General features: G+C 51.5%; 34 protein-coding genes. 33 read left to right on the forward strand and 1 reads right to left on the reverse strand.

The window, feature by feature from the left end:
• Window positions 1-85 precede the first annotated feature (85 nt).
• The 30 genes from NFS35_RS16975 (at window position 86) to NFS35_RS17120 (ending at window position 21800) form a co-directional block, all read left to right on the forward strand.
• Window positions 86-1135 carry a DUF2184 domain-containing protein gene (locus NFS35_RS16975; RefSeq protein WP_251208317.1) on the forward strand — a complete coding sequence of 350 codons (1050 nt, stop codon included), beginning with the start codon at window positions 86-88 and terminating at the stop codon, window positions 1133-1135.
• Window positions 1136-1151: 16 nt separating this feature from the next.
• A complete protein-coding gene (locus NFS35_RS16980; protein WP_251208318.1) occupies window positions 1152-1544 on the forward strand; it encodes a hypothetical protein in 393 nt (130 codons plus the stop codon).
• Between the two features lie 18 nt (window positions 1545-1562).
• Window positions 1563-1991 carry a DUF4054 domain-containing protein gene (locus tag NFS35_RS16985; protein ID WP_103239775.1) on the forward strand — a complete coding sequence of 143 codons (429 nt, stop codon included), beginning with the start codon at window positions 1563-1565 and terminating at the stop codon, window positions 1989-1991.
• Window positions 1981-2451, forward strand: a complete 471-nt coding sequence (locus tag NFS35_RS16990; RefSeq protein ID WP_251208319.1) for a hypothetical protein — start codon at window positions 1981-1983, stop codon at window positions 2449-2451. The genes NFS35_RS16985 and NFS35_RS16990 overlap by 11 nt, the downstream gene beginning before the upstream one ends.
• Window positions 2448-2852, forward strand: a complete 405-nt coding sequence (locus NFS35_RS16995; protein ID WP_103239773.1) for a hypothetical protein — start codon at window positions 2448-2450, stop codon at window positions 2850-2852. Before NFS35_RS16990 ends, NFS35_RS16995 begins: the two co-directional genes overlap by 4 nt.
• Entirely contained in the window at window positions 2833-3450 is a 618-nt protein-coding gene (locus NFS35_RS17000; protein ID WP_103239772.1) for a phage neck terminator protein, read from the forward strand. The genes NFS35_RS16995 and NFS35_RS17000 overlap by 20 nt, the downstream gene beginning before the upstream one ends.
• Window positions 3428-4561, forward strand: coding sequence for a DUF3383 family protein (locus NFS35_RS17005; RefSeq protein ID WP_103239771.1), 1134 nt, complete (start codon window positions 3428-3430; stop codon window positions 4559-4561). Before NFS35_RS17000 ends, NFS35_RS17005 begins: the two co-directional genes overlap by 23 nt.
• A 19-nt stretch (window positions 4562-4580) precedes the next feature.
• Window positions 4581-4991 carry a phage structural protein gene (locus NFS35_RS17010; protein WP_103239770.1) on the forward strand — a complete coding sequence of 137 codons (411 nt, stop codon included), beginning with the start codon at window positions 4581-4583 and terminating at the stop codon, window positions 4989-4991.
• A gap of 20 nt (window positions 4992-5011) precedes the next feature.
• Complete coding sequence (locus NFS35_RS17015) at window positions 5012-5506, forward strand: phage tail assembly chaperone (protein ID WP_251208320.1); 495 nt, start codon at window positions 5012-5014, stop codon at window positions 5504-5506.
• 35 nt (window positions 5507-5541) lie between these two features.
• The gene (locus NFS35_RS17020) at window positions 5542-5712 is read left to right on the forward strand and encodes a hypothetical protein (protein ID WP_251208321.1); all 171 of its coding nucleotides are present in this window, start codon (window positions 5542-5544) and stop codon (window positions 5710-5712) included.
• Window positions 5709-8543 carry a phage tail protein gene (locus NFS35_RS17025; protein ID WP_251208322.1) on the forward strand — a complete coding sequence of 945 codons (2835 nt, stop codon included), beginning with the start codon at window positions 5709-5711 and terminating at the stop codon, window positions 8541-8543. Before NFS35_RS17020 ends, NFS35_RS17025 begins: the two co-directional genes overlap by 4 nt.
• Window positions 8544-8549: 6 nt before the next feature.
• The gene (locus tag NFS35_RS17030) at window positions 8550-9209 is read left to right on the forward strand and encodes a phage baseplate protein (protein WP_103239767.1); all 660 of its coding nucleotides are present in this window, start codon (window positions 8550-8552) and stop codon (window positions 9207-9209) included.
• Between the two features lie 11 nt (window positions 9210-9220).
• The gene (locus NFS35_RS17035) at window positions 9221-9541 is read left to right on the forward strand and encodes a phage baseplate plug family protein (RefSeq protein ID WP_103239766.1); all 321 of its coding nucleotides are present in this window, start codon (window positions 9221-9223) and stop codon (window positions 9539-9541) included.
• Window positions 9541-10683 carry a phage protein gene (locus tag NFS35_RS17040; protein ID WP_251208323.1) on the forward strand — a complete coding sequence of 381 codons (1143 nt, stop codon included), beginning with the start codon at window positions 9541-9543 and terminating at the stop codon, window positions 10681-10683. The genes NFS35_RS17035 and NFS35_RS17040 overlap by 1 nt, the downstream gene beginning before the upstream one ends.
• 13 nt (window positions 10684-10696) lie before the next feature.
• The gene (locus tag NFS35_RS17045; RefSeq protein ID WP_103239765.1) at window positions 10697-11272 is read left to right on the forward strand and encodes a Gp138 family membrane-puncturing spike protein; all 576 of its coding nucleotides are present in this window, start codon (window positions 10697-10699) and stop codon (window positions 11270-11272) included.
• An 11-nt stretch (window positions 11273-11283) separates the two neighbouring features.
• Window positions 11284-11646: a hypothetical protein gene (locus tag NFS35_RS17050; RefSeq protein WP_103239764.1), complete on the forward strand. Its 363-nt coding sequence runs from the start codon at window positions 11284-11286 to the stop codon at window positions 11644-11646.
• Entirely contained in the window at window positions 11628-13076 is a 1449-nt protein-coding gene (locus NFS35_RS17055) for a hypothetical protein (protein WP_103239763.1), read from the forward strand. The genes NFS35_RS17050 and NFS35_RS17055 overlap by 19 nt, the downstream gene beginning before the upstream one ends.
• The gene (locus NFS35_RS17060) at window positions 13073-14401 is read left to right on the forward strand and encodes a hypothetical protein (protein ID WP_103239762.1); all 1329 of its coding nucleotides are present in this window, start codon (window positions 13073-13075) and stop codon (window positions 14399-14401) included. Before NFS35_RS17055 ends, NFS35_RS17060 begins: the two co-directional genes overlap by 4 nt.
• Window positions 14402-14420: 19 nt before the next feature.
• A complete protein-coding gene (locus NFS35_RS17065) occupies window positions 14421-14738 on the forward strand; it encodes a hypothetical protein (RefSeq protein WP_146040037.1) in 318 nt (105 codons plus the stop codon).
• Window positions 14738-15208: a hypothetical protein gene (locus NFS35_RS17070; protein WP_103239760.1), complete on the forward strand. Its 471-nt coding sequence runs from the start codon at window positions 14738-14740 to the stop codon at window positions 15206-15208. The genes NFS35_RS17065 and NFS35_RS17070 overlap by 1 nt, the downstream gene beginning before the upstream one ends.
• Window positions 15205-15384 carry a hypothetical protein gene (locus NFS35_RS17075; RefSeq protein ID WP_103239759.1) on the forward strand — a complete coding sequence of 60 codons (180 nt, stop codon included), beginning with the start codon at window positions 15205-15207 and terminating at the stop codon, window positions 15382-15384. Before NFS35_RS17070 ends, NFS35_RS17075 begins: the two co-directional genes overlap by 4 nt.
• The gene (locus NFS35_RS17080; protein WP_103239758.1) at window positions 15384-15722 is read left to right on the forward strand and encodes a hypothetical protein; all 339 of its coding nucleotides are present in this window, start codon (window positions 15384-15386) and stop codon (window positions 15720-15722) included. Before NFS35_RS17075 ends, NFS35_RS17080 begins: the two co-directional genes overlap by 1 nt.
• Window positions 15723-15740: 18 nt before the next feature.
• Complete coding sequence (locus tag NFS35_RS17085; RefSeq protein WP_251208324.1) at window positions 15741-16814, forward strand: SUMF1/EgtB/PvdO family nonheme iron enzyme; 1074 nt, start codon at window positions 15741-15743, stop codon at window positions 16812-16814.
• Window positions 16815-16875: 61 nt separating this feature from the next.
• Entirely contained in the window at window positions 16876-17289 is a 414-nt protein-coding gene (locus NFS35_RS17090) for a four helix bundle protein (RefSeq protein WP_103239756.1), read from the forward strand.
• A gap of 394 nt (window positions 17290-17683) precedes the next feature.
• Complete coding sequence (locus NFS35_RS17095; protein WP_103239870.1) at window positions 17684-18880, forward strand: RNA-directed DNA polymerase; 1197 nt, start codon at window positions 17684-17686, stop codon at window positions 18878-18880.
• A gap of 127 nt (window positions 18881-19007) precedes the next feature.
• Complete coding sequence (locus NFS35_RS17100) at window positions 19008-19337, forward strand: hypothetical protein (RefSeq protein WP_103239755.1); 330 nt, start codon at window positions 19008-19010, stop codon at window positions 19335-19337.
• 12 nt (window positions 19338-19349) lie between these two features.
• Window positions 19350-19631, forward strand: coding sequence for a hypothetical protein (locus NFS35_RS17105; RefSeq protein WP_251208325.1), 282 nt, complete (start codon window positions 19350-19352; stop codon window positions 19629-19631).
• Entirely contained in the window at window positions 19624-19992 is a 369-nt protein-coding gene (locus NFS35_RS17110) for a phage holin (RefSeq protein WP_251208326.1), read from the forward strand. The genes NFS35_RS17105 and NFS35_RS17110 overlap by 8 nt, the downstream gene beginning before the upstream one ends.
• A gap of 20 nt (window positions 19993-20012) precedes the next feature.
• Window positions 20013-21611 (forward strand): phage tail tip lysozyme, encoded by a 1599-nt coding sequence (locus NFS35_RS17115; RefSeq protein WP_251208327.1) that lies wholly within the window; start codon window positions 20013-20015, stop codon window positions 21609-21611.
• Between the two features lie 15 nt (window positions 21612-21626).
• A complete protein-coding gene (locus NFS35_RS17120; RefSeq protein WP_251208328.1) occupies window positions 21627-21800 on the forward strand; it encodes a hypothetical protein in 174 nt (57 codons plus the stop codon).
• A gap of 388 nt (window positions 21801-22188) precedes the next feature.
• On the opposite strand, the gene NFS35_RS17125 is transcribed toward NFS35_RS17120, so the two are convergent.
• On the reverse strand, window positions 22189-22821 hold the full coding sequence (locus NFS35_RS17125) for a TM2 domain-containing protein (protein ID WP_251208329.1): 633 nt from the start codon (window positions 22819-22821) through the stop codon (window positions 22189-22191).
• Between the two features lie 170 nt (window positions 22822-22991).
• Between NFS35_RS17125 and NFS35_RS17130 the strand changes: the two genes are divergently transcribed.
• The 3 genes from NFS35_RS17130 to NFS35_RS17140 are packed head-to-tail and all read left to right on the forward strand — an operon-like array spanning window position 22992 to window position 23773.
• A complete protein-coding gene (locus NFS35_RS17130) occupies window positions 22992-23138 on the forward strand; it encodes a hypothetical protein (protein WP_251208330.1) in 147 nt (48 codons plus the stop codon).
• Between the two features lie 4 nt (window positions 23139-23142).
• Window positions 23143-23433 (forward strand): hypothetical protein, encoded by a 291-nt coding sequence (locus NFS35_RS17135; protein WP_251208331.1) that lies wholly within the window; start codon window positions 23143-23145, stop codon window positions 23431-23433.
• Between the two features lie 4 nt (window positions 23434-23437).
• A complete protein-coding gene (locus NFS35_RS17140) occupies window positions 23438-23773 on the forward strand; it encodes a hypothetical protein (protein ID WP_251208332.1) in 336 nt (111 codons plus the stop codon).
• Window position 23774 lies beyond the last annotated feature (1 nt).

Here is a 23774-nt window from a genome sequence, read left to right on the forward strand (position 1 = left end):
GCTATTCATCAGATATGACTTTGTAACTTATTAACTGTATAGCTCTTGTGGCTATATCATCATTATACTAGGAGGAGACTGAACAATGAACGAAAACAAGAGGTACAATCCCGATATGCCGTCCGAAGGTTACGACCAGGCGGACTATGAGGCATTGAAGGCATCCAACATTATGCCTACCCTGGTAACCGTAAAGGGGATGCACTTTGACAGCGCGGAGGATGCGAGTATTTTCTTTGCAAGGGAGCTGGACTATGTAAAGTCCAAGTCCTATGACAAGATTTATCCGGAGTTTACCGCTCTGAACAATTTCCCGATCACCCATGAGGTTCCGGAAGGCGCGGAAACCATGACGTATTACAGCTATGAGAAGACCGGATTTGCCGCTATCATCAGCAACTATGCCACCGACCTCCCCAGGGCTGACGTGAAGGGAGAGCCGACCACGGCATCCGTGAAGTCCATTGGTGACAGCTACGGTTACTCCATCCAGGAAATGAGGGCCAGCCGACACGCAGGAAAGAGCCTGGACACCAGAAAGGCAGAGGCGGCGCGTTATGCTATCGACCGGACGGCCAACACCATCGCATTTGCTGGTGATAAAGAACATAAGCTCATGGGTATGCTGTCCGCTGACAACAATATCCCTCTGTACACGCTTTCTACCGTGGAAGTGGATGGGGCGCAGCATACGGAGTTCAAGTACAAGAGCGCACAGCAGATTTTGGATGACATCAATGGCATGTTTGGCTACATGGCGGATATTACCCAGGATGTAGAGAGGGCTGATACCCTGATGCTGTCCTCTGATGTCTACATCGACATTTCCACCAGGCAGATTCCGAATACCGGCTTTACGGTGAAGAAATTCCTGCTGGATAACGCGCCGTATTTGAAGAACATCATTTCCGCTCCGGAAATGTCCGGTAAGAGCAAGTCCACGAACCCTTACGGCAAGAATGTGATGATGCTCTACACCAACAGCGCGGAGAAGTTCTCCCTGGAGATTCCGATGTCGTTCTACCAGTACCCTCTCCAGAACCGCAACCTGGAGGTAATCATCCCTTGCGAGGAGAGGATTGCTGGCATCATCTTGTATTATCCGCTGTCCGCGCTTATCGCGGTCGGTGTCTAAGGAAGGAGGAAAGCACATGGCTATGAAGATGGAGAATATTTCTACCGGAAAGGTTATCGGCATCGGGGAGGTTACAATCCTCCCCGGAGAGGCAAAGGAGATTCCTGCGGCATACGAGGCCAGCCCCATCCTGGAGGTCTATAAAAAGATGGGGTTCGCCCGGATCACCGGCAAGGCGTCCGCGCCTGCGAAAACCCAGGAGGAGATAGAGGCAGAGAAAAAGGCGGAGGCTGAAAAGGCTGCTGCAGATGCGGAGGAGCTGCGGAAAGCGCGTCTGGCATCCCTGGAGGGAATCAGCGAGGAGGGCCTGGCATCCCTGGCGAATGAGCTGGGAATCAATCCGGCAGAGTGCAAGGACAAGGCCGATGTACTGAAAAAGGTCAAGGCGGCGCTGACAAAGAAAAAATAGGAGGGAGGCACTGACGATATGGACGCACTCGATATTTTCCGCATTGTAGCGGCAGAGTTCGCGGATGTGCCGGATGATGATGTGGTAGACCCAGAGACCGGAAAAAAGACCTATGGCGTCAAGACGTTCCTGGAACTGTATTCCGATCAGATTTCAGAAAAGAGGTTTGGCAAAACATACCAGAAAGCCCTTGCATATCTGACCGCCCACAAATTAAAGATGAACGGCTACGGGAACACGGAAAACGGAACCATCGGGGATTCCCTGCGAGTGAGTTCCTATTCGGAAGGAGAGACCTCCATCACCTATGCCACCGGACAGCAGACGAACCTCCAGGTCGATGCGGAGTATGCACTCACCGTATACGGCCTGGAGTTCCTTACGCTCCGGAGAAATGCCATCATCCCGATTATCAGTGCAGGGGAGGCGAAAAGCTATGGGCGTTAGGTTCAGAGACCGGCTCACTCCGGAGGGACAGCGTTTCTTCTGGGAGCTGGCGGAGCTTAAGGAACTGGAGGTTCGTGTCGGATTCCAGAGAGGAAAGTCCCAGGAAGAGGACGGGACGGACATGTGCGATGTGGCGGCTTTTAATGAGCTGGGGACGGACCACATACCGGCCAGGCCATTCATCAGACAGAGTGTGGATGACAACGAAAGCAAGATAAATTCATTCTTGAAAGAGGAGGTAAAGGATTTTGCACAGGGGAAATCTGCGGAGCAAATACTGAAAGAGATAGGAATCTTCCAGAAGGACCTCATGCAGGACAAAATCACTTCCGGGAGCTTTGCACCAAATGCGGAATCCACAATCAAGAAGAAAGGCAGCAGCAAGCCGCTGGTTGACACCGGGCGGATGCGGCAGTCTGTGAATTACGTCATCCAGAAGAAAGGAAGTGGTGATGATTGAAATTTCTGAAAAGGCCATACACGATAAGGCGGTATTCTGCGCCGGTTTATGTGCGGGGGTATTCTACTATACCCTATGAAGATATAACGCTCCCTATGGACGTACAGACATTAGAGGACGCGACTGTGACAACGCCGGACGGCACGGAATCAGTCCAGAGGCTAAAGGTTTTCTGCGATTATGAAATCAAGGTTGAGGATGAAGGGAAACAGCAGAAGTCGGACCGGCTCTGGTACCAGGGCAAGTGGTTTGACTGTAAATCCAGCCGGTTAAGTGAGAACACACCCCTAAGGCACTACACGGCCACTTTCGTCCAGTGCCTAAAGCAAGACCAGGGGCCGGGGCCTGGAGAGGAGGAAAAGGGAGAGGAGGAGACGGCGGATGAATCTGGTGGAAGTTAAGGAATCACTTTACGATGCCACAGCGCGGTTTTTCGCCGGGGCAGCTATCCTCTGGACAGAACAGATAAACACGAAGCCGCCAGTGCCGTATGTCACCCTTAAAACCGGCGGCATCCGGAGGGATGCTTTCCCGATTATTGACGAGGAGGGGCGCAGCGTATACCAGTGTGGTACCACCCTGGAAGTGAACCTATACACGAATGGAAAGCCGATGCCATCCGGGAAGAATCAGACTGGCAATTTCATTGATACCGCAACATCCGATTTATCAGAGTTCGCCATCTTTCTGGATTCAGAGAGGATGACGGACTTTTTCAGCAAGAGAGGCATGGGGATTCTTCTCATGCCCCCGGTGCGGAACCTTACCGGCTTGCAGAACAGCACACAGTACCGGTACCGGGCGATGGCGGAGTTTACGGTTTCCTATGTCGAGGAGGCAGACGGACAGTATGGCATCAGCGGTATGCCGATGGTTCCGAACAGCTCCGGAGGCGGCACAAGCGATATGGCAGCTGCAACGACAGATGCCATAGAAAATGTAGAATTGATAGAAGAATCAGAAGGAGGTAAAGACAATGCAGAACAATCCATTGGATGACATTGTAAAATGTGACATTGAGATTGCAAATCCGGGATCAGATGACGCCACGTTTGACAGCATTTTGCTGGTGGTGCCTGCTCCGGAGGCGGAAGGCATCGCAAAGCTCACGAAGACCACGGCCATTTCAAAGGCCGATGAACTGCTCAACTACGGATACACCGTGGAGGATGGCGCATACCTGGCGGCATCGGTGGCGTTTTCGCAGTCTCCATCACCGGGGGATGTATATGTGGCGGTGCGGAAATCAACCATTCCGGAAGTGGTGGAGGGAGAGGGCGAAACCACGGAGCCTGCACCGGTGTATGAGGACATCCGGGAGACGCTTGCCAGGGCAAACCGGGAGGCGTCTTTCTATGGCATCCATATTACGGATTTCAAAGACCCGGATGATGTCCGCAATGTGGTGAGCTGGACAGAGACGCAGGAGAAGATTTTTGGGTTCGAGTACACGGACATTGACAGCTGCCCGATCAAGAATTTTTCCTATTACCGGAGTTTCGGGAAGTTCTCCGGACTGGCGGACGGATACGAAAATGGGGAAAAGCCTGCGGAGAATGAGTACGCTGCGCTTGCTATTATGGCAAAGTGTTTCGGGTACCAGCCCGGCTCCGAGACCTGGAACCTTAAAGAGGAGGCAACCATCGTCCCCTCCCGGCTCACGTCCGACCAGAAAAAGACGCTGGAGGCAAACAATATGAATGTGAACCTCCGGTATGCAAGCTGCAACTGCAACATGGGTGGGAAGATGCTCTCTGGTGAGTGGATTGACGTCATCCGTTTCCGTGACTGGCTGAAAAACAGGATGCAGTTCCTTGTGTTCGGCGTTCTGAAAGCCAACACGAAGGTTCCGTTCGAGGACAGCGGCATCGGGGCAATCCAGGGGGCGATGGAAAAAGCCCTTTCGGAAGGGCAGACGCATGGAGGAATCGCACAGACATCATTCGATGCTGACGATAACGAGATTCCAGGGTACGTTACTACCGTCCCCCTGGCAAGCGATCTGACGGAGGACCAGAGGAAATCGCGCAAGCTGCCTAACTGTAGATGGCGGGCGCGGCTTGCAGGCGCCATCCATCTGGTGGAAATTGGCGGCACGTTGAGATTCTAAGAGAGGAGGATGAAAAGCTATGAGAGTAACAACCTACAATCCCAAAGAAGTGACCTGCGCCCTGGGGAATCACATTATGTCCGGATTCGCGGATGACAGTTTCATTACCGTGGAGCCTGCCGGTGATGGAACCAGCTATGTGAGCGGCGCGGACGGCGAGATTGCCAGGAGCATTGACCCGTCCAAAATCTACACTGTAAAAATCGCTCTGCTGCAGGCGTCCAGAAGCAATTCCTTCCTGGAGAAGAAATACCGGCAGGACCAGAAGAACGGCCAGGGAACATTCTCTGTGAATATCGCAGACATCCTGGGGGCGGAGAAGTTCGTGGGAGCTATCGCCTGGGTGACAAAACCGGCATCGTGGGTTCGCGGAAAGACGCAGCAGAACCGGGAATGGGAGATTGTGGTGGCAGAGGGAGAATTCAAATAAGAGTATAGGAGGATAAACACATGGCACTCAAACAGATGGAGCCGACAAAGGAGACGGTCGGCGGTTACAATTTTTATATCAAACCTTTTGCTGCTTTTAAGGCAGCGAACCTTACCGGGGAGCTGGCATCCGTGCTGGCTCCCCTTTTGGGAGCATTAGCACCCCTGGTATCAGATCAGAAAGAAGGGAGCCTCATGGACGTTGATGCGGCGCAGGCGGCGGAGGCGCTGTCCAACTGCACCAATATCTCCGGTGACAAGATGGAAAAGCTCATGCAGAAATTACTCCTGGGAGGGCATATCGTTGTGGAGCTGCCGGACGAGGAGGGTGAGTTTAAGCCGGAGCGTCTGGACATGGACATTGCAAATGAGATTTTCTGCGGGGAAGTCCAGGATATGTTCATCCTTTGTTTCCATGTAATCAAACTGAATTTCAACGGTTTTTTCAAGAAAATCGCCGGCCTATCTGGGAAAGCAGGATCGGCGATTCCGAAGAAGCCGCGCAAGGTTATCTGAAATATGGCAAGTTTGATTATGGACAATTTAGCGAGTTGGAATTACGCTGCTACATCCTGATAAAGGCAGGCATCGCGTCCATGCAGGAGTTGAAGGAATACTATACCCTGGACGAGGCACTGAAGCTGTACGCGCTCTACCTCATGGAGCGTGATGTGGAAAAAGGGCGGGCTGACGAGCTGGAAAGGAGGAGTAGACAGACTTGACCATAAGGGACATAGCTGTGGCATTTGGGTTTGAGGTAGATTCGCAGAGCGAGAAAAAGGCGGAAGGCTCCATCAAGGGCTTGAAGAATCTCGCTACAAAGCTACTAGGCAGCGTTGCAGTTGTGTTCTCTGTTACAAAAATTTCTGGATTTCTGAAAGACTGTTCAGAGGTGGCGTCCAATGTCCAAGAGATGCAGAACAAATTCGATGTAGTGTTTCAAGGCATGACAGAGGAGGTCGAGGAGTGGGCTGATTCGTTTGCAAAGTCCATAGGCAGAAATAAGAATGACATCAAAGGGTATCTGGCCGACAACCAGAACATGTTTGTCGGCATGGGGATGACGAGGGACCAGGCGGCCGGTCTGTCACAAGACCTTGTGGCCGCAGCCCTCGATCTGGCATCCTTCAATAACTTGCAGGAAGACCAGGCCATAAATGCCATGTCAAAGGCAATCATGGGAGAATCCGAATCTGCAAAGACCCTGGGGGCGGTTTTGAATGACAATACCAGGGCAATGGCGATGCAGCAGATGGGGCTGTCTGGCACATTCCAGGCGTTGGACGAAGCTACGAAGATGCAGGTAAACTACACGGCCATTATGATGCAGTCACAAGATGCAATCGGAGACTGCGCGAGGAGCCTTGACTCATACAAAGGGAGGCAGATTCAGCTGAATTCCGCCATTGCCGAGCTGAAAGAGTTCATCGGCGGACAGTTGCTGCCTGTATTCGCTATCTTTATTGGGTGGCTCACTACCGGCGTTAGGTGGCTCACGGAGTTCACCAGGAAACTACTTACGACAGCAGATGGGCAGAACCGTGTGCTGATGCTGTTTGACCGGCTCCATGCGCTTGTGAAAAGGCTCCAGCCTGCAATAGATCGGATGACACAGACGCTATCCAGGGGGGTGTCTCGTGGCATTGACCTGGTGAAGAACATCGTGGATAAGTTCGGCGGCATCGAGAACGTCTTGAAGGTCGCGGCGATTGCCGCAGGCGCATTCATGGCTGTACTTGCGGTTTCAAAGGTAATGAGCTTTATAAAAGCCGCTGGTGGGCTTGCAGGCATCATCAGCAAGGTAGCAAAGGCTTTCAGCCTGGCAAACCTAAAGGTGATGGCGATTATAGCAGTGATTGTGATACTGGCACTGATTATTGAGGATTTTATCAATTTCATGCAGGGGAACGATTCGGTTATCGGGACGCTGTTTGACAAGGCCGGTATCGGCGCGGACAACGCCAGGGAGAAAATCCTGGCGGCATGGACAAAGGTTAAAGAGTTCCTTCTGGGAATATGGGATTTCATCAAGCAGGCGGCAATGATGTGGGTGGACACCGTGAAGGGCTTTTTCGAGCGGCACAGTGAAAGCATCCGGAAGAATTTTGAGAGGGCCTGGGGCATTATCAAGACTTTCCTGCAAGGGGTGTGGACGTTCATCTCACAGCTGGCCGCTACTCTGTTCGGTTCTACAGAGGATAATATAGACGGAAGTACACAAAGCACGAAGGATAAATTGCTGGAGGTATGGGGAGCAATCCTAGAGGCGTTATCAGCTGTCTGGGATGCGCTGTACGAAGCCGGGAGCGCCATATTCAACGCCATCGCAACGGTGATTGAGACAGTGTTCGGGTGGATACAGACATTCTGGGATAACTGGGGTTCGGAGATTCTCTCATGGTTCAAGGTGCTGTGGGATTCCATTGGCGGGATTCTGGATGGTTTCCTGGAAATCATCAAAGGAGTGGCAAATTTCATTTCATCGGTATTCACCGGCGATTGGCAGGGGGCGTGGGACGCCATCAAGCAGATATTCACCGGGATATGGGACGCCATCGTCAGTTTCATCACGGCGGTATGGGAGACAATCAAAATGCTGTTCGATATGGCGCTTGGGGCAATTAAGGCGGTATGGGAAACCGTCTGGGGCGCTATCAGCGGTTTCTTCCAGGGCATTTGGAATGGGATTGTATCATTCTTCCAGGGTATCTGGGACTGGATCGTCAACATGGCACAGCAGAACCTCAGCGCGATACAGAGTGTTTGGGAGACTGTATGGGGAGCCATAAGCGGCTTCTTTCAAGGAATCTGGAATGGCATAAGCTCATTCCTAAGCGGAATTTGGGCCGCAATTACCGGCACAATCTCTAACGCGATAAATAATGCCTATTCGGTCATTCAATCGGTGCTGGGGGCTATACGGGACTTTTTCAGTAACATTTTCAACACCATATCATCCACGGTTACCGGGATATTCTCAAATATCCTGTCCGCCATCTCAAACACGATAGGGAACATCAAGGACACCATCGTGAACGGCATAAATGCGGCGGTAGATTTCATCAAGGGACTGCCATCCCAGGCTATACAGTGGGGCAAAGATTTCATAGGAGGATTGAAGGACGGGATTCTTTCCGGAGTTCAGGGCATCGTAGACGCGGTGAAGGGAATCGGAGAAAAGATAAAATCCTTCCTGCACTTCTCTGTTCCGGATGAAGGGCCTTTGACCGAATATGAGAGCTGGATGCCAGACTTTATGAGCGGCCTGGCGGAGGGCATCTCCAGCAATGAGGAGGTGGTACTCGATAAGGTGAGAAGCCTTGCGGAAGGGATTTCCACTCTGACGCGGGCGGCAACGGCGGACGCAGCGACAGCGACCGCATCAACTGTAAACAACAATTCATCCTCCAGTGTGACACAGAATGTGAACATAGCGAACAGCTACACCGGAGGAACGCCAGAAGTGCAGAAAAACGTCTCTAAGGCGATGAATAAATCTGCCAGTGACGCGACCGCATACATGGCAAGAGGATTAGCATACGCAAGGGGGTAGGCAGACATGGCAAGAAGCAATCTAAAGCCGGTATCGGTGGCAGGCATTGAGTTTGATGCTCTGATAGATGAACAGAAAACCTTGTCTGCCACTATCCCGGTCTATCCGGTGGAGGAGGGGTTCCCGGTATCAGATACAATCATCCTGGAGCCTATCAGCATCAGCATGACGCTGTATGTCACCAACACGCCGGTAACATGGCTGTACAGACATGGCACTTCCAACAGCAGGGTAAACAATATCTGCAACCGGATAGAGAACCTGTGGCTTTCAAAGCAGCTGGTGAAAATTGTAACTACAGATACGGTATATAAGAACATGGGGATCACCAGCATATCCATCAAGCACTCAAAGGAGATAGGGTATGCCAGGGAAATCTCCATCACGGCGCAGAAAGTAAGGGTGACGAGCCGAAAGACCGCCAGCATCCCCAGCTATATTCTTAAAGCTGGGGAAACGATGGCAAACGCCGGTACCGCATCAACATCCACGACATCAAGCAGCGCAGGGACGGCCAGCGGAAGTACCGGCGGCTCCTCTGGCTCCTCCAGCAGCTCTGGGGGCGGTTCCGGGGGTTCTGGCAGCTCTGGCGGTTCCGGAGGCTCCAGTGCAAAGAAAAACCAGTCAATCCTTTATGGAGTGGCAAGTGGGTTAGGATTCATCTAAGGAGGCAGGAAATGTTGTATATCAAGGTTCCGGACATGAATGATAGCGTATCAAATCTGTCCATAGACGGCACTGAATATATACTCCGGTTCACCTATAACGAGAAGTATGATTATTGGAGCTTCGGCCTTTATGACGAGGACGAAAACCCGATCATCGCCATGACGCGGATTGTGCCTAACTTCCCTATCTTCTTTTTCTACTCCGACCGCGCCATCCCGGACGGGATTTTCGGGTGCGTGTCCACGAAGGAGAAGGTAGGGAGGCAGGCGTTCAATGAAAGGACGGCGGAGTTCATCTACATACCAAACGTGGAATTGGAGGACGAATAATGGCAAATGAGAACTTTATGCGCCGCTATATCATGCGGTGCGGAAAGATGGGAGGGAGAGGTTTTGAAATAGGCAATATCCACAGTGCCAGGGAGGATGCCCTGCATGTTTCTTTCAGTGTGGAGAAGTCAAACGCCGAATCGCCAAATACGGCGAAAGTCCAGGTATGGAACCTCTCCGACAAGAATCTAAAAATCCTGGACACGAAAGACTGCGCCCTGGAGCTGAAAGCAGGGTATGAGGATTCAATGGCGCTTATCCTGGTGGGGAACATCACAAGCGTTACCACAATCCCGGACAATGCGGACCGGCTGACGGAAATAGAGGTCATGGACGGCAGGGTGGAATTGAGGGATACGAATATAACCGTTTCCCTCAATGGTTCCGTAAACTGCCAGGATGTCTATAAGTACATCGCAGGGCAGATGGGATGTTCCATCGTATTTGCAAAGGATTTATCCTATAAGACGCTGCCCAACGGATTCAGCTATGTAGGAAAAGCGAAGAACGCCCTGCAAAAGATAGCTGGATGCTGCGGCCACAGATGGACAATCCAGAACCAGGTTATACAGATTACATGGCCCGGCCGCGCAGTAAATACCAGGGGCTATCTTCTGGACAGCAGTTCCGGCCTTATCGGCCGGCCGAAGCGGATCACGATTTCCTCCGGCGGAGACAACAACGAATCACAGACCGGGTGGGAAGTGCAGTACCTACTCAATGGGGCAATCGGAGTGAATGACATCGTGAGGCTCCAGAGTGACGAGATAAGCGGATTCTTCCTGGTACACAAAGTAACCATAGACGGTGACAACATGGAAGGTGACTGGCTCTGCACAGCCCAGCTGTTAGTAATCAGGGCGCAGCCGAAACTTGACAAGAAAGCAGTCACTTCCGGCGGAGACTCCGGTTCTGGCTCCGGAGGCGATTCTTCCGGAGCGCTTAAAAAAGGTGATAAGGTTAAAGTGATACGGACTATTCAGCAGGGGAATAAGACCAAAGGATATCAATATTCCGGAGGGACATTCGTCTGCTATTATTCTGTTTACGATGTCATCCAGGTAAAAGGCGATAGGGTAGTTATCGGAATCGGAAGTACGGTCACGGCGGCGGTGAAAGCTGCTGACCTTGCCAAAGCATAGGAGGTGTTTATATATGTTACAAGAGTTTTCCCAGCAAGTGGAGGATACGGCCAGGGCGGCAGTAAACCAGATACACACCGCGCTCCCTGGAGAAATCGTGTCGTTCAATCCTGGGGCAGGGACAGCGGTAGTAAAGCCGTCCGGGAAGTTTGTCACATCGGACGGAGTGGAGCTGGCATATCCACCCATCACGGACGCGCCTGTGGCTTTCCCATTCTGCCAGTCGGCAGGGATAGGGATAGCTTTTCCGGTCAAGCCGAAGGATGACTGCCTAATCATCATCTCCGAAGTGGAACTGGATGCCTGGAGGAGCGGCGCAGAATCGGAAAGCTCCCTGCGGTTTGACCTCACAAGTGCGATGGTGATACCGGGCCTTCTGAACGGAGGCGGTGCCATCGTGGAAAAAGCCTGCAGCAAAGATGCGGTAGTCATCCAGGCCGGGGAAACGGAGCTGATGGTGTATGATGCAGGCGTTGAGATTGCATCCGGGGAAACAGAATTGAAAATCACCGGGAAGGGCATCAAGGCAAAAGGAGACATGGAGGTTGATGGGAAGATAACCTGCAAGCAGGTCATTGAGACAGGATAAGGAGATGCTGTATGGATATATTACTTGACCGGTCCGGGGATTTATTCGTTGGCGGAAATGGCGATATAACGCTCTCTGATTCTGTAGCACAGAAAATCAAGATTCGGCTGAAATGGTTCGAGGCTGAATGGAGGTGGAACCGTGACGAAGGGCTTCCCTACACGGAGAGCCTGCTGGTAAAGAACCCGGACACCGATTATTTTGAGGGAGTCGTCCGTGAGAAGATTTTTGAGGTTGACGAGGTAACGGATGTGGGGGAGGTGTCTGTCACATTCGATGCAGCCACCAGAAAAGCGAAAATACGGTTTGTAGCCAGTACGGACTATGAGACCATAAAGGAGGAGGTGGATATAAATTGCCAGATTACGGAATAACAGACAAAGGATTTGTGCTGAAAAGGCTGGATACCATCCTGGAAGAAATCCATACGGATTTGACGGACGGATGGAAGGTAGATACAAGGCTTGCAGGCACTTCTTTCCTCAATACGCTCATAACGACTTTTGGGAACCAGATAGCAAACCTATGGGAGACAGCGCAGGACAGCTATTATGCGAAGTACCCGGCAACGGCTACGGAGCTGAACCTGGATCATGCTGTACAGTATGGCGGCATCAAGAGGGCCGGAGACAAGAGAACCAGCTACATCCTCCACTGTACCGGTGATGATGGGACGTATGTTCGTGAAAATGCTGTTGTGGCAACTAACACAACTCCGGAAATCCGGCTTTTTTCAGCGGAGGAATTTCAGATTGCCAGGGAGCGGTTCAATAAGGTTTCTGTCATTGTGGCATCCGAAGATACCGGAGTGTATACCGTTTCCATCAACGGCAATCAGTACAGCTATTCCAATCCGCAAGGCGGAAAATCTTCAGCAATCCTGGCCGGACTTGCAGCCGCCATAAAGGATGAAGGTTACGAGGTTAAAGTGGAGGACGATGTTCTTATCATCAATGATAAGACAAAGACCAGGGAGAATGTGCTGACACTCACGGATAATCTCACTACTTCCAGCGTGACATCCCTGGCAAATTTCCTCACAAATGACTATGGGAAAATCACCCTGCCTTATAACATCGTTACCAGGATGGTAAACAACATCACCGGCTTTACGGCGGTGACAAACCTTCTGGAGCCTACCTATGGGCGAAAGAGGGAGACGGATATTGAATTGCGGCAGTCCTACATAGCGAAGTCGGCTCTCCGGTCAAACACCATGATAGAGAGCATCATCGCGGAGCTTCTGAACAATGTGGAGGATGTGGAATCCGCATCCGGGTACGAGAACGACATGGACGTGACAGACGAGAGGGGCCTGCCGCCGCATAGCATAGAAATCATCGTAGAGGGCGGTGATAACACGGCGATTGCAAAGGCGATCTTCCGGAGGAAAGCAGGCGGCATCCAGACCCACGGCAGCGTAGTGGTGAACGTACCCGGGGAATACGGAGACACAATCCCGGTCCGGTTCAACCGTCCGGAGTATCTGTACGCCTGGCTGAAAGTGCAGCTGGAGGGTGATGAAGCGAAAATCCCGGTCAATTATTCTTCACTTACGAAGCAGTCCCTCATGGAGGATGGCGCCCAGATGACAGCAGGCACAAGCCTCCTTACGCAGCTGCTGAATGAGGGCATTTATGACCGGGTGGCCGGCCTTACAAAAATCATCATCTATACTGCATACACCACGGACAGTACGGTTATTCCTGGTGATGGGGACTATCAGAGGGACGAGAACATTATGGCTACATCCAGGCAGAAAGTTCTCATTGACGAGAACAGAATCGAGGTGGTCCGCAAGTGACAACGGATATACTGAAAGACTGGCTGCGGGACCTGCCTATGCAGTTCCTGGGAAAAAAGAATATAGAAGTCCTCATAAAAGCATTTGCCAGGCAGATGCAGGAGCTTGACACGGTATTTGACGAGCTGAACAGCAAGACCGACCTCGATACTGCTATGGGGCAGAATCTGGATTATGTCGGAACCATCATCCCACTTACCAGGAAGGAGGCAGGAGAGCTGGCTGGCCTTAATGTAGAGGAGCCAGTCATTTCGGATGAAAGGTACCGGCAGTTTTTGAGGTATAAGCTCCTGGTAAATACCAATGAATGTACCTACTATGACCTTATGGATGGGCTTGCGCTCCTCTGGGATGTTTCCCCCATCTACTACATTGAAGACCCGGATATGCCGGCAACAATCATCCTCACCATGCCATTCCTAAAGCCTGGAGGGGAGGTAGTGACGCTGGGAGAGGTTCCGATGGTAAAAGCCGCTGGTGTACGGATAGAATTTGAGTACCGCATCAAGGTAGTGGTGGAGACGCTTGTGAGATGGATATACAGCGTCTACAATGTGCCTCTCACAAACCAGCTGGTATGCGGAACGCATCCGCGCCGGGGTTCCCTGGGGAGGATTTATCTGCTCCAGACAGAGATAGGTATAAAAGAGATTCAGCGTGTATTTGAGCTAAAAAAGACCGGCACAATCCGGGTGGGAGGAAAGCTGTACGATTCCACCATAGGCGAGGTAATTACAGAGGATGTGCAAATAGAAATCAATTCATCGTATGAGGTGCAGAACGTCATCCTGGCAGGCCAGATTGTCTGTGGGACGCATCCGCACCAGGCGGTAAATGGAGTATTCATAGGAGCGGATGCAGTAGTCGGCGGAAACGTGACGAGTGCATCCGCTTTCGTTCCATTGTCCGGCACAGTGCCAGGGCAATCAACAGAAAGCGTTATGATAGGCAGCTGCATTGAGGCCGGGAAAACCATCAGCAATGTGGCCGATGACGTGCCGCTCTCCGGTACCATGATAACTGGAGGGCAGAAGCCGGGGAAATCGCTAATCGTATCGGCAGGCGTCTCCAGCAAAGAGCCGTCTGTCCGGATCGCGGCGGCGGATGCCAAAAAGTGCGGTACCGGCGGAGAGGAAATGCTGGTTATTTCTTCCGGAATATCCAGCAGTCCGTCAGTGTCTATCGCAGCGGCAGACGCTAAAAAATGCGGAGCTAAAGAGGAGACAGTCCTTTCCATATCGGCAGGAGTCTCCGGAGAAAAACCATCTGTCTACATCACGGCGGCAACATCGCGGAGATGCGGTACCGGCGTTTGTGGAAAATAAATGAAGGAGGTGCAGGAAAATGTCTTTTTGGTCAACTGAATTTATGAATGACCGGAGGAACGACTGGCTGAAAGCCCTGGTGCTGTTTGAGTACCGTGTGGGTGACGCCTGGTATAAGGCTAAAATCAATACCAAGCGCATAGTCGGGAACACGGTGGAAGTCATCGTGAGCCTTCCCAGGGTTTCCACCGGATCACAGACTATCACGGCGGTCAGGATAATCGACGTGAAGGGGAAACAGTGCGGCTACCAGGAGACGAAGGTGGTGAGGGCCACGAACCAGGGGGTACTCGTAAAATTTGAGTTCCCAATCTATGAGAAGGAGGTTGAGCAGTAATGTACGGTAGAGAGCAGCCATATCTACACAAAAACGCGACCGGCACATACGTCAAGACGCCGTGGGTGGATGACGTGCCGGGCATCCAGGAGGGGACGCCGCAGGACGAGTTCCATTTCAACAACATCGAGGATGGGGTGGACAGCGGAAACCTCCTGGGGGAGTTCCTGGCGGAAGTCGTGTATAAGCACGAGCGCCAGATCAGCAACGTGGGCGGCGAAGTCATCACCAGGACGCTCAAGAACACCAACGAGGATTTCTACAACAATAATTCCGCCCAGACGGTGGCGCTGTCTGTGGCAAGGGATACCCTGGACTACCGGGTGGATGCAGAAATCCAGGGTGATGTAACCAATGTTGGCGATGTAGTCATCTATGACAAGCAGCTGAACGGTTTCAAGGTCAAATACACCGGGAGCGCCCCGGAAGTAACGCTGAAGCTGTATGTCCACGGAGGTAATGCGGCATGAGTGCAAATGTTATCATCCGGAGTGACGAGAGGAACCACCAGCGCGACCAGGCGCTAAGGGAGTATGGAATCGACCCTTCCAGAGCATCCGCACATCAGAAGGATATGGCGGACTGCATCGCTATGGAAACCAACAGAGCCTACCATGAGGCGCACAGAATAGGAGGTAAGAGGTAATGAATGTAATCAATGTGAATGAAGGACCGAAAATGGAGTATTCCGTCAGTAAGAACAAAATCACGTTCGCTGACGAGCTGATGCTGAACCTGGAGAAACGCGAGAGGGACTATCCGGTCTCCATCGACATCTGCATTGACAAGTTCGGCATGGTGACTACCGGCCTGGGAGTGAGGTATGCTGCCCAGATTGAGATTCCGGAGCGCCAGTACACGGAGGAAGTCATTGACAATCCGGATTATGACCCGGAGGACCCCCAGAGCCAGAAAACAACCATCAAGAAGGAGCCGGTACCTTTCAACATGGCAAATGTCACACTTAAACTTTACGCAATCTAAGAAGGAGGATTTTATATCATGGGAAATTACGACCAGTTTGCAGCAGCTGTAAAAGAGATTTCGGGAGGCAAGAATGTGGTTCTTCTGGATGACATGGATATGCCGTCCATTTATGTGCCTATCTACAAGATGAAAAATAGTGACCTGGTTACTGGATTGAGCCAGAATATCCATCCTGCTTTCAGTGTGGCAGAGAACGGCGCCCAGGTGGAACGTTCTGTATTCTATTATTCTAAGTATCAGAACGTGATTATCAACGGCAGAGCCTACTCCCTGGCACACAGAGACCCCAATGTGTACATCAATTTCGACCAGGCAAAGATAGCCTGCGATGCAAAGGGGCCTGGATTCCACTTGGGGACGATGGCAGAATGGGCCTGCATTGCCCTCTGGTGCCGGAAGAATGGAACGATGCCGCGTGGCAACAACAGCTACGGATGCGATCACGGCCACAGCTATGAGAAAGGCCAGGTAAGCTACCAGTACACAGACAGCGGAAAACAGTATGACGGACGTACATTTACCGGTTCCGGTCCGGCAACCTGGGGGCATGACTGGACACAGTTTGGCATCCAGGACATGAACGGCAACGTCTGGGAGTGGGTAGGCGGCATGCGTCTGAAAGAAGGAGAAATCCAGGTGATTCCGTACAACAATGCAGCACTCGGAGCGGACTGCGACCAGGGGCCTTCCTCTACTCTCTGGAAAGCTATCAAGAATGATGGTTCCCTGGTGGAGCCTGGGACGGCTGCAACTCTGAAATATGACTGGGTGTCCGGCAAGATTCAGCTGACAACCGGAATTACTGTCGCGGCGGATGCCGGGCGTTACTGCGAGTACAAGGATATGTCGCTGGCAAGCGGCCTGACGGCTCCGGAGCTGGCGAAAGTCCTTCTGATTTATCCGGATGAACCCGGAGGAGATTACGCTGGGGACGGTCATTGGATGAACAACGCCGGAGAACGTTTGCCGATCTGTGGGGGCAGCTGGAGCAACGCCGCGAACGCTGGCGTGTTCGACGTGAATTTGCACGACCCGCGCTCGCTCTCGAACCGCAGCGTTGGTTTTCGCTCCGCTTATGTAGAACTGTAAAACTGCCCACTGAATCACTGACCGCCCTGCGGTAGCAGGGCTATAACTTTACGGAGGCAATATGTCTGAAAAGAGAGCTGCCACTACCGGCGGCATAAGCAAGCAGGAGGCGGAAAATCTCCAGATAAGGCAGAAAGTATTAGACATGGCCGCGTATGCGATGCCGCTCATAGAACGGTGGAGCGTGGCGCACCAGAAACTCCTGGGAGATGACATCGCCCACTGCATGAATGAAATGGTAGAGCTTGCGGCAGCTCTCCAGTTCGAGCAGAATAAGAAAACTCCGTGCAAAAATCTGGATATGAAGAATAAAGCCTTGCAGGATTTTATCACCCTGGCATATGCGCTGAAATATCTGAAAGGTTCATCGTCCTATGATGAATGGACGCGCCGGTCAAAAGAAATCGGCGCGATGATTGGAGGGTATAAAAAGTACATATACGAGGAGACGCCTGCAGCAAAGGGCAAGAGGTAGGGAGGCATCCGGGAATACCGGGTGCTTTCCTTTTGGGAGCAGGCTATACACTACGTTTGCCGATCTGTGGGGGCAACTGGAACAACGCCGCGAACGCTGGCGTGTTCAACGTGAATTTGAACAACCCGCGCTCGAACTCGAACCACAACGTTGGTTTTCGCTCCGCTCTACTCTCATATGCCAGAACCGGTCAGATTACGGTCTGCCCGGCAGTGCGAGAGATTAAAGGAGCCTGTTTCCGCTCCGGGCCGCAAGGCAGGAGAAAAATGGTGCCATGTGTGCGTATGTGGTGCCGCCTCTGTGGAGACAAACAAAGCAGAAGGCAACTCTGGAAACTGCAAGTAACACAAAATGTGAACGCCGCGACACAGAGATTTTTAGAGAGGATGACGCGATGAAGATAAAACGAGTGTTTGACCTAATCTTCTCTATGGAAAACCTACACGCCGCCCTGGAGGATGCCTCCAGCGGAAGGCGGTACCAGAAGGATGTCCTGGCGTACAATCTGGACGCCTGGGAAAAGCTCACTTTGTTGAGAGAGGAAATCCTAAGTGGCGGCTATTGTATAGAACGGTATTACATTTTCTATATCCATGAGCCAAAGCTGCGGATGATTATGTCAATATCCTTCCGTCATCGCATCGTCCAATGGGCGATTTACCGGGTGGTGAATCCGCTCCTGGTTCCGGGATACATCAAGGACACATACGGATGTATTCCCGGCAGGGGCAGCCTGGGAGCTATGAATCGGCTGAAATACTGGCTGGAGCTTGTCTCCCGGAAGGAAGGGGAAACCTGGTATTTCCTAAAACTGGATATAAGCAAATATTTCTACCGTGTATCACACCGGATACTGAAAGAAATCCTGGCAAAGAAAATCAAGGATGAAAGAGTGCTGGAGATTCTGTACGGGATTATCGACTGCAAACATACGCCATTCGGCTTGCCACCTGGCAAGAATCCGGAGGACGTGCCGCTGGAGGAACGGCTTTATGATGTCGGGATGCCGATAGGGAACCTTTTGAGCCAGCTCTTTGCGAACATTTACCTGGATGCCCTGGACCAGTTCTGCAAGCGCGTCCTGGGAATCCGTTACTATATACGCTATATGGATGATGTGATTATATTGAGCAACAGCAAATTGCAGCTCCGGGAATGGAAAGACCGGATAGGCACCTTCCTGGAAGTGGAGCTGGAGCTTAATCTGAATCAAAAGACCTGCATCCGTCCGATAGCGCAGGGAATCGAATTTGTAGGATACAGAGTGTGGGCGGACGAAGTGAACGTGCGGAAAAGCACATCATTACGAATAAAACGGAACCTGGCCGGTGTCTGTGTGAAGTATGCCGAAGGGAAACTGACGCTCCAGGAAGTGACGCAGCGGTTCAACAGCTACATAGGGATGTTGGGCCATACAGACAGCCAGGCTCTTTTAGATAAGATATATCAAGAGATGGTTCTCACAACCGCGGAAGGAGGAAAGCTGGAGGATGGAGAGGAAGAACTTCTTTACATGCTCCCCATACAGCAGGAAATGCGTATGTCCTATGGGGAATGGGAAATGCGAAACGACTTGCAGCTGGTATGGTAAGTGTGAGCATTGCTTGAATTTCCACATACCGGCAGGGCAGGAGCCTTGTCTGGCATGTGCGAATTTAAGAATAGATTTAAGACCGCCTGGAGAGGGCGGTTTTTCAGTGGAAGGAGGTGAAAAGGCTATGGATAACCCGGTGACACATAGGGAGCTGGAGCAGTTCCGGCAGCTGATGGAGTCGGAGAATGAGCGGTTGAAGGAAGAAAACGACCGCCAGAATCACCGCATCGGAGTCCTGGAGAACAGCATCCAGAAGATGACCGACCTGGCAGCGTCCACAGAAAAGCTGGCGGTGAACATGCAGAACATGTTGAAGGTCCAGGAGGAGCAGAGCAAGCGCCTGGAGCAAATCGAGAACCGGGACGGCGAGAAGTGGCGGAAAGCGATGGCATACATCGGAACCGCGATACTGGGAGCTGTCCTGGCTATTGTATTTGCCAAGATTGGGCTGTAGAGGAGGCGAGGCATGAAGGAAAAGAAAAGCGTCCGGACAATGGACATCATCCTGGCGGTGATTGCCGTTTTCCTGCTTCTCTTTATCGTGGTGATGATATGGCTTTACTACCAGACCGGGGCAATCCCGGACACACTTTGCACATGCGTATTTGCTGTCTGCGGAGGGGAGTGCGGTGTCATGGGCTGGATAAAGACCACGAAGGAGCGGCAGAGGGAGCGGTCATTCGAGCTGGAGGACAGGGAACACGAGGAACAAAGACAGAAAGAAATGGAGGCAAATCTGAATGAATGAGATTTTATTTGAGCTTTTGAAGGTAGTTATCATGGTGGCAGTCATGCTTATCACGCGGTACGTCATTCCCTGGGTAAGGGAGCGCATCGGGGCGGATAAGCTGGCCCTGGCAGAGAAGTGGGTTCGGTACGCGGTACTGAAAGCCCAGCAGGTCATGTGGTCTGATGATGGGCCGGAACGCAAGGCATACGTTACGGAGTTTCTGAAAGAGCTGCTTATTGAGAAGAACATTGCCCTTTCGGATGAACAGCTGGACATTCTGATTGAAGCAGCAGTGAAGCAGATGAAAATTGAAGCAGGCTCCGGTGTCACTATCAATAACTCTGCCGGTGAAGCTCCGGGAGAAAAGACTGCAAAATGATGTAGGAGGAGGGAAACGCTATGGCACTGAAAGGAAGTACGGTCCGGGAGCAGGTATGGAACTATCTGGCATCCGCAGGACTAAGCAATCATGGAGTGGCTGGCCTCATGGGGAATCTGTCCGCAGAGTCCAGGCTCAATCCTAAGAACCTGGAGGATCTCTGTGAGGCGCGGCTCAAAGAGGCCGGAAAGCTGTACTGTACGGATGAAACGTACACAGTGGCGGTGGACAGCGGGGAAATCAGCCAAGAGGAGTTCCTGCATCCTCTCCCGAATAAACAGTACGGGTACGGGCTGGCACAATGGACATCACCCGGAAGGAAAGCCGGCCTTTATGACCTGGCAAAGTCCAGGGGCGTGTCAATCGGTGATCTGGAGATGCAGCTGGATTTCCTCATGCAGGAACTTTCCACCAGCTACAGAAATGTCCTGGAGATTCTGAAATCTGCAACTTCTGTGAGGGCGGCGTCTGATGCCGTCCTCATTGATTTTGAGCGTCCGAAGAACCAGGGAGAGGCTGTAAAGAAGAAAAGGGCTGGATATGGACAAAAGTATTATGACGAGTTTGTAAAGCCTGCATCGGTCAATACGGCAGGCACAAGCACCAAACCAGAAGGAGGTAAGGCAACTATGACAGAGACGCAGGCGAGGCAGCACATATTGAGCATCATGCAGGGCTGGGTAGGCTTGAAAAGGTCGGACGGCTCCCACAAGGTAATTATTGATACCTACAACGGACATAAGCCGCTGGCGCGGAACTATTCCGTGAAGTACACGGACGCATACTGCGCCACCACTATATCTGCAGCAGCAATCGAGGCAGGGTTCGATGACATCATCCCCCTGGAGTGCGGATGCGGCCAGATGATAGAGCTGGCAAAGAAGATGGGAATCTGGGAAGAAAACGACGCCTATGTACCGGAACCGGCGGACATCATCCTCTATGATTGGGATGATAACGGCATCGGGAACAACACCGGCTGGCCCGATCATGTCGGCATGGCGGAGAAGGTGGCAGGCAGCACCATTACCGTCCTGGAGGGCAATATGAGCGGCGGCGTTGTGGGCCGCAGGAACCTCCAGGTCAACGGCCGGTATATCAGAGGGTATATCCTTCCGAAGTACGCAGGCAAGGCAGACAAGCCGGACGAGCCGAACACTTCCGGAAATCTGAAAGTGGGTGATATTGTGACATTCACCGGAAAGAACCATTACGCCAGCTCCTATGCAAGCGCCAAAAAGGTCTCCTGCATGAGCGGCCAGGCGAAGGTGACGGCCATAAATGCAAAGGGAGCGCATCCGTACCATCTGGTGGCGGTTCCCGGGAAAGGCTCCAATGTATACGGCTGGGTGGATGCTGCTGACATCCAGGGCGCGGCATCCGGCTCCGGTCCTTCCGGGGGAACCGTGGCAATCAAGGTGGGCGATACCGTGAACTATTCCGGGAACGTCCATTACACCAGCAGCTACAAGGGGGCGAAATCCTCCAGCTGCAAAGGCGGTACCGCGAAGGTGACGGCCATCAACAAGACCGGGGCGCATCCGTACCACTTGAAGCATACCGGGAGCGGATGCACCGTGTATGGCTGGGTGGATGCCGACAAAGTTTCCAGATCATAGGAGGGCATACAGCGTATGAAAAATTACATCGGCGTTAAAATCGTAAAGGCGGAGCCGCAGGAGAAGGATGGCAGGCCCGGATATAAGGTAGTATATCCGGATGGCTATGTGTCATGGTCTCCGAAGGATGTCTTTGAAAAAGCGTACAGAATACTTGACTGCGAAGATTTCATCAACAAGAAAGCGTAACACCGCATCTGCATCTCAATAAGGCGAAGGGCCTCTCTGTCATTTCCAGGCAGGGAGGCTCTTTTTTATTGCCGTTTTAGACCGTCCGCGGATTGTCCTATGGACTGTCCGTGGAAACGTCCAAAGAATGTCCAGAAGTCTAAAGCGTTTTGTCCTATGGACTGTCCGTGGATTGTCCGTGGACGCATCAATTCTGATTATCTCCAGCACATCCAGGCAGAATTTTTGGGAGCTGTTTCTTCTTATTATAATGTGCCTGGAATTTTAGACCGTCCTATGGACTGTCCGCGGACGCATCCGTGGACAGTCCAGCGTAACCATAACCATAACCAAACCAATATTATATAGAAACATATATGTCCAAAAAGAAAAAGCACCAGGAAGGTGCTTAATCCTCACTATTCACGATATGGGAAATTATCTGGCATATCCTATCCACATCTTTAGTCTCCAGAATGTAGCTTTGGGTGGAAAATTGGAATACCACACCATCTTCACAAGGAGTCATCGAAGAAAGAGCCGCTATCTTTTTATCGAATCCCCCTTTTGCTGCCACAAACACAATACGCTGATTTGTAATGGACAATGTACCCGGATAGGATTCTTCTACATTCCGGCGGACCGGTGCGCCTTTGCTGGCTCCGACACGGTACGTCACTCCCTTTGCTATCCGGAGGCTGATGCCTGCGTTTCCTCCAGCATATCCGATCACCTTATTCTTGACAATGATGGAAGTTGCTGGCCTGGAATAATGGCACGTTTCCCCAGGAGCGGTAATGAGCGAGGTTGAAACAACGATAGGCAGCGTTCCATCCGGGAGTAGGATACTTCCGGAAGATTCCCCTTCCGGCGGCACTCCCTTTATCGCCTTGAGCAGGAGTGAAACGCTGTCAATAAACCATCCGATGCCAAAGAGACCGAATGTGCATAGGTAAAGGATTCCTATGCCTATTTTGTGCTGTCTGAACTTATGGACGCCGAAGAATCCCAGGAATAAGCACAAGAAAAAATCTAACCACATATAACCACCTCCAATTCCATTATAAGAGTGCAGAGAGGAAATGTAAATCAAAAGAAAACGCCTATTTGTGAGTTTTTGTCATTATTTTTATTGACAAACGCCGAAAAGTGAGTTATAATACTAATATACAAAAGGATGATACAAAGAAAACTCACAAGGAGGCGTTCACAATGGCAGAAAGATGGATAGTAAGGGCAGCGGATGAAGATTTCGTTGAAAAAGAGTGCTTTGACAATTTCGATGATGCTGTTAAATATGCAGATAAGATGATAGAAATTTTCGGAGCATGGAATGTTGACTGTTATAGGGAGGTATAAAGCTATGATGAAGCAGGAATTTGAGGAGAGAATCGGCGGAGAGGTAAGGCAGAGCGACTATGCTATTATCGAGCATGTCTACACATGGCATCCGGCAATCAGTAACACCGAAGGGAAAGAGCAGATAGCAACGCTGTATAAGATGGGCGGAATGTGTCTCATTAAGGACATGGAGCCGACAGCAAAGCTCATGGAGGAGCTGGATGCAGAGAAATTTGAGGCGGAGAACAAGCTGAAAGAGATTCGGAAGAAAATTGAGGATGTCGTTTGTGGCAGAACAGAGAGGGAGGAATAAGGATATGGCAATCAATTTCCAGGTAATGACAGAGAACCAGAAAAATGAATATGGGAGATACGTTCCGGATTGGGAGGCTCTGAAAGCTGGAGCCTCCTGCGAGGAGGAGAAGGAGTACATCGACAGGATCATCGCCCAGGACGAGAGATGGATAAGCAAGGGACGCGGAGAATTTGTAGGATTCACATTCAATATGGTTTACATCACAAAGCAAAGCTGCGGCCACTTTGAAATCTTCCAGTCTCCACACAATGAGCATTACACACTGGAGGAAGTCCTGGAGCAGGCGCAGGAACACACAAAGTCAAAATGCAGCAGATGTATGTGCGGGAGGTATTGAT

It is taken from the genome of Acetatifactor aquisgranensis, from assembly GCF_943193215.1.
Classification (GTDB): Bacteria; Bacillota; Clostridia; order Lachnospirales; family Lachnospiraceae; genus Acetatifactor; species Acetatifactor aquisgranensis.

Coding starts and splice junctions, on each gene's coding strand:
- NFS35_RS16975 (WP_251208317.1), top strand. CDS start 86: ATGAACGAAAACAAGAGGTACAATCCCGATATGCCGTCCGAAGGTTAC.
- NFS35_RS16980 (WP_251208318.1), top strand. CDS start 1,152: ATGGCTATGAAGATGGAGAATATTTCTACCGGAAAGGTTATCGGCATC.
- NFS35_RS16985 (WP_103239775.1), top strand. CDS start 1,563: ATGGACGCACTCGATATTTTCCGCATTGTAGCGGCAGAGTTCGCGGAT.
- NFS35_RS16990 (WP_251208319.1), top strand. CDS start 1,981: ATGGGCGTTAGGTTCAGAGACCGGCTCACTCCGGAGGGACAGCGTTTC.
- NFS35_RS17000 (WP_103239772.1), top strand. CDS start 2,833: ATGAATCTGGTGGAAGTTAAGGAATCACTTTACGATGCCACAGCGCGG.
- NFS35_RS17005 (WP_103239771.1), top strand. CDS start 3,428: ATGCAGAACAATCCATTGGATGACATTGTAAAATGTGACATTGAGATT.
- NFS35_RS17010 (WP_103239770.1), top strand. CDS start 4,581: ATGAGAGTAACAACCTACAATCCCAAAGAAGTGACCTGCGCCCTGGGG.
- NFS35_RS17015 (WP_251208320.1), top strand. CDS start 5,012: ATGGCACTCAAACAGATGGAGCCGACAAAGGAGACGGTCGGCGGTTAC.
- NFS35_RS17030 (WP_103239767.1), top strand. CDS start 8,550: ATGGCAAGAAGCAATCTAAAGCCGGTATCGGTGGCAGGCATTGAGTTT.
- NFS35_RS17035 (WP_103239766.1), top strand. CDS start 9,221: ATGTTGTATATCAAGGTTCCGGACATGAATGATAGCGTATCAAATCTG.
- NFS35_RS17040 (WP_251208323.1), top strand. CDS start 9,541: ATGGCAAATGAGAACTTTATGCGCCGCTATATCATGCGGTGCGGAAAG.
- NFS35_RS17045 (WP_103239765.1), top strand. CDS start 10,697: ATGTTACAAGAGTTTTCCCAGCAAGTGGAGGATACGGCCAGGGCGGCA.
- NFS35_RS17050 (WP_103239764.1), top strand. CDS start 11,284: ATGGATATATTACTTGACCGGTCCGGGGATTTATTCGTTGGCGGAAAT.
- NFS35_RS17065 (WP_146040037.1), top strand. CDS start 14,421: ATGTCTTTTTGGTCAACTGAATTTATGAATGACCGGAGGAACGACTGG.
- NFS35_RS17070 (WP_103239760.1), top strand. CDS start 14,738: ATGTACGGTAGAGAGCAGCCATATCTACACAAAAACGCGACCGGCACA.
- NFS35_RS17075 (WP_103239759.1), top strand. CDS start 15,205: ATGAGTGCAAATGTTATCATCCGGAGTGACGAGAGGAACCACCAGCGC.
- NFS35_RS17080 (WP_103239758.1), top strand. CDS start 15,384: ATGAATGTAATCAATGTGAATGAAGGACCGAAAATGGAGTATTCCGTC.
- NFS35_RS17085 (WP_251208324.1), top strand. CDS start 15,741: ATGGGAAATTACGACCAGTTTGCAGCAGCTGTAAAAGAGATTTCGGGA.
- NFS35_RS17090 (WP_103239756.1), top strand. CDS start 16,876: ATGTCTGAAAAGAGAGCTGCCACTACCGGCGGCATAAGCAAGCAGGAG.
- NFS35_RS17095 (WP_103239870.1), top strand. CDS start 17,684: ATGAAGATAAAACGAGTGTTTGACCTAATCTTCTCTATGGAAAACCTA.
- NFS35_RS17100 (WP_103239755.1), top strand. CDS start 19,008: ATGGATAACCCGGTGACACATAGGGAGCTGGAGCAGTTCCGGCAGCTG.
- NFS35_RS17105 (WP_251208325.1), top strand. CDS start 19,350: ATGAAGGAAAAGAAAAGCGTCCGGACAATGGACATCATCCTGGCGGTG.
- NFS35_RS17110 (WP_251208326.1), top strand. CDS start 19,624: ATGAATGAGATTTTATTTGAGCTTTTGAAGGTAGTTATCATGGTGGCA.
- NFS35_RS17115 (WP_251208327.1), top strand. CDS start 20,013: ATGGCACTGAAAGGAAGTACGGTCCGGGAGCAGGTATGGAACTATCTG.
- NFS35_RS17120 (WP_251208328.1), top strand. CDS start 21,627: ATGAAAAATTACATCGGCGTTAAAATCGTAAAGGCGGAGCCGCAGGAG.
- NFS35_RS17125 (WP_251208329.1), bottom strand. CDS start 22,821: ATGTGGTTAGATTTTTTCTTGTGCTTATTCCTGGGATTCTTCGGCGTC.
- NFS35_RS17130 (WP_251208330.1), top strand. CDS start 22,992: ATGGCAGAAAGATGGATAGTAAGGGCAGCGGATGAAGATTTCGTTGAA.
- NFS35_RS17135 (WP_251208331.1), top strand. CDS start 23,143: ATGATGAAGCAGGAATTTGAGGAGAGAATCGGCGGAGAGGTAAGGCAG.
- NFS35_RS17140 (WP_251208332.1), top strand. CDS start 23,438: ATGGCAATCAATTTCCAGGTAATGACAGAGAACCAGAAAAATGAATAT.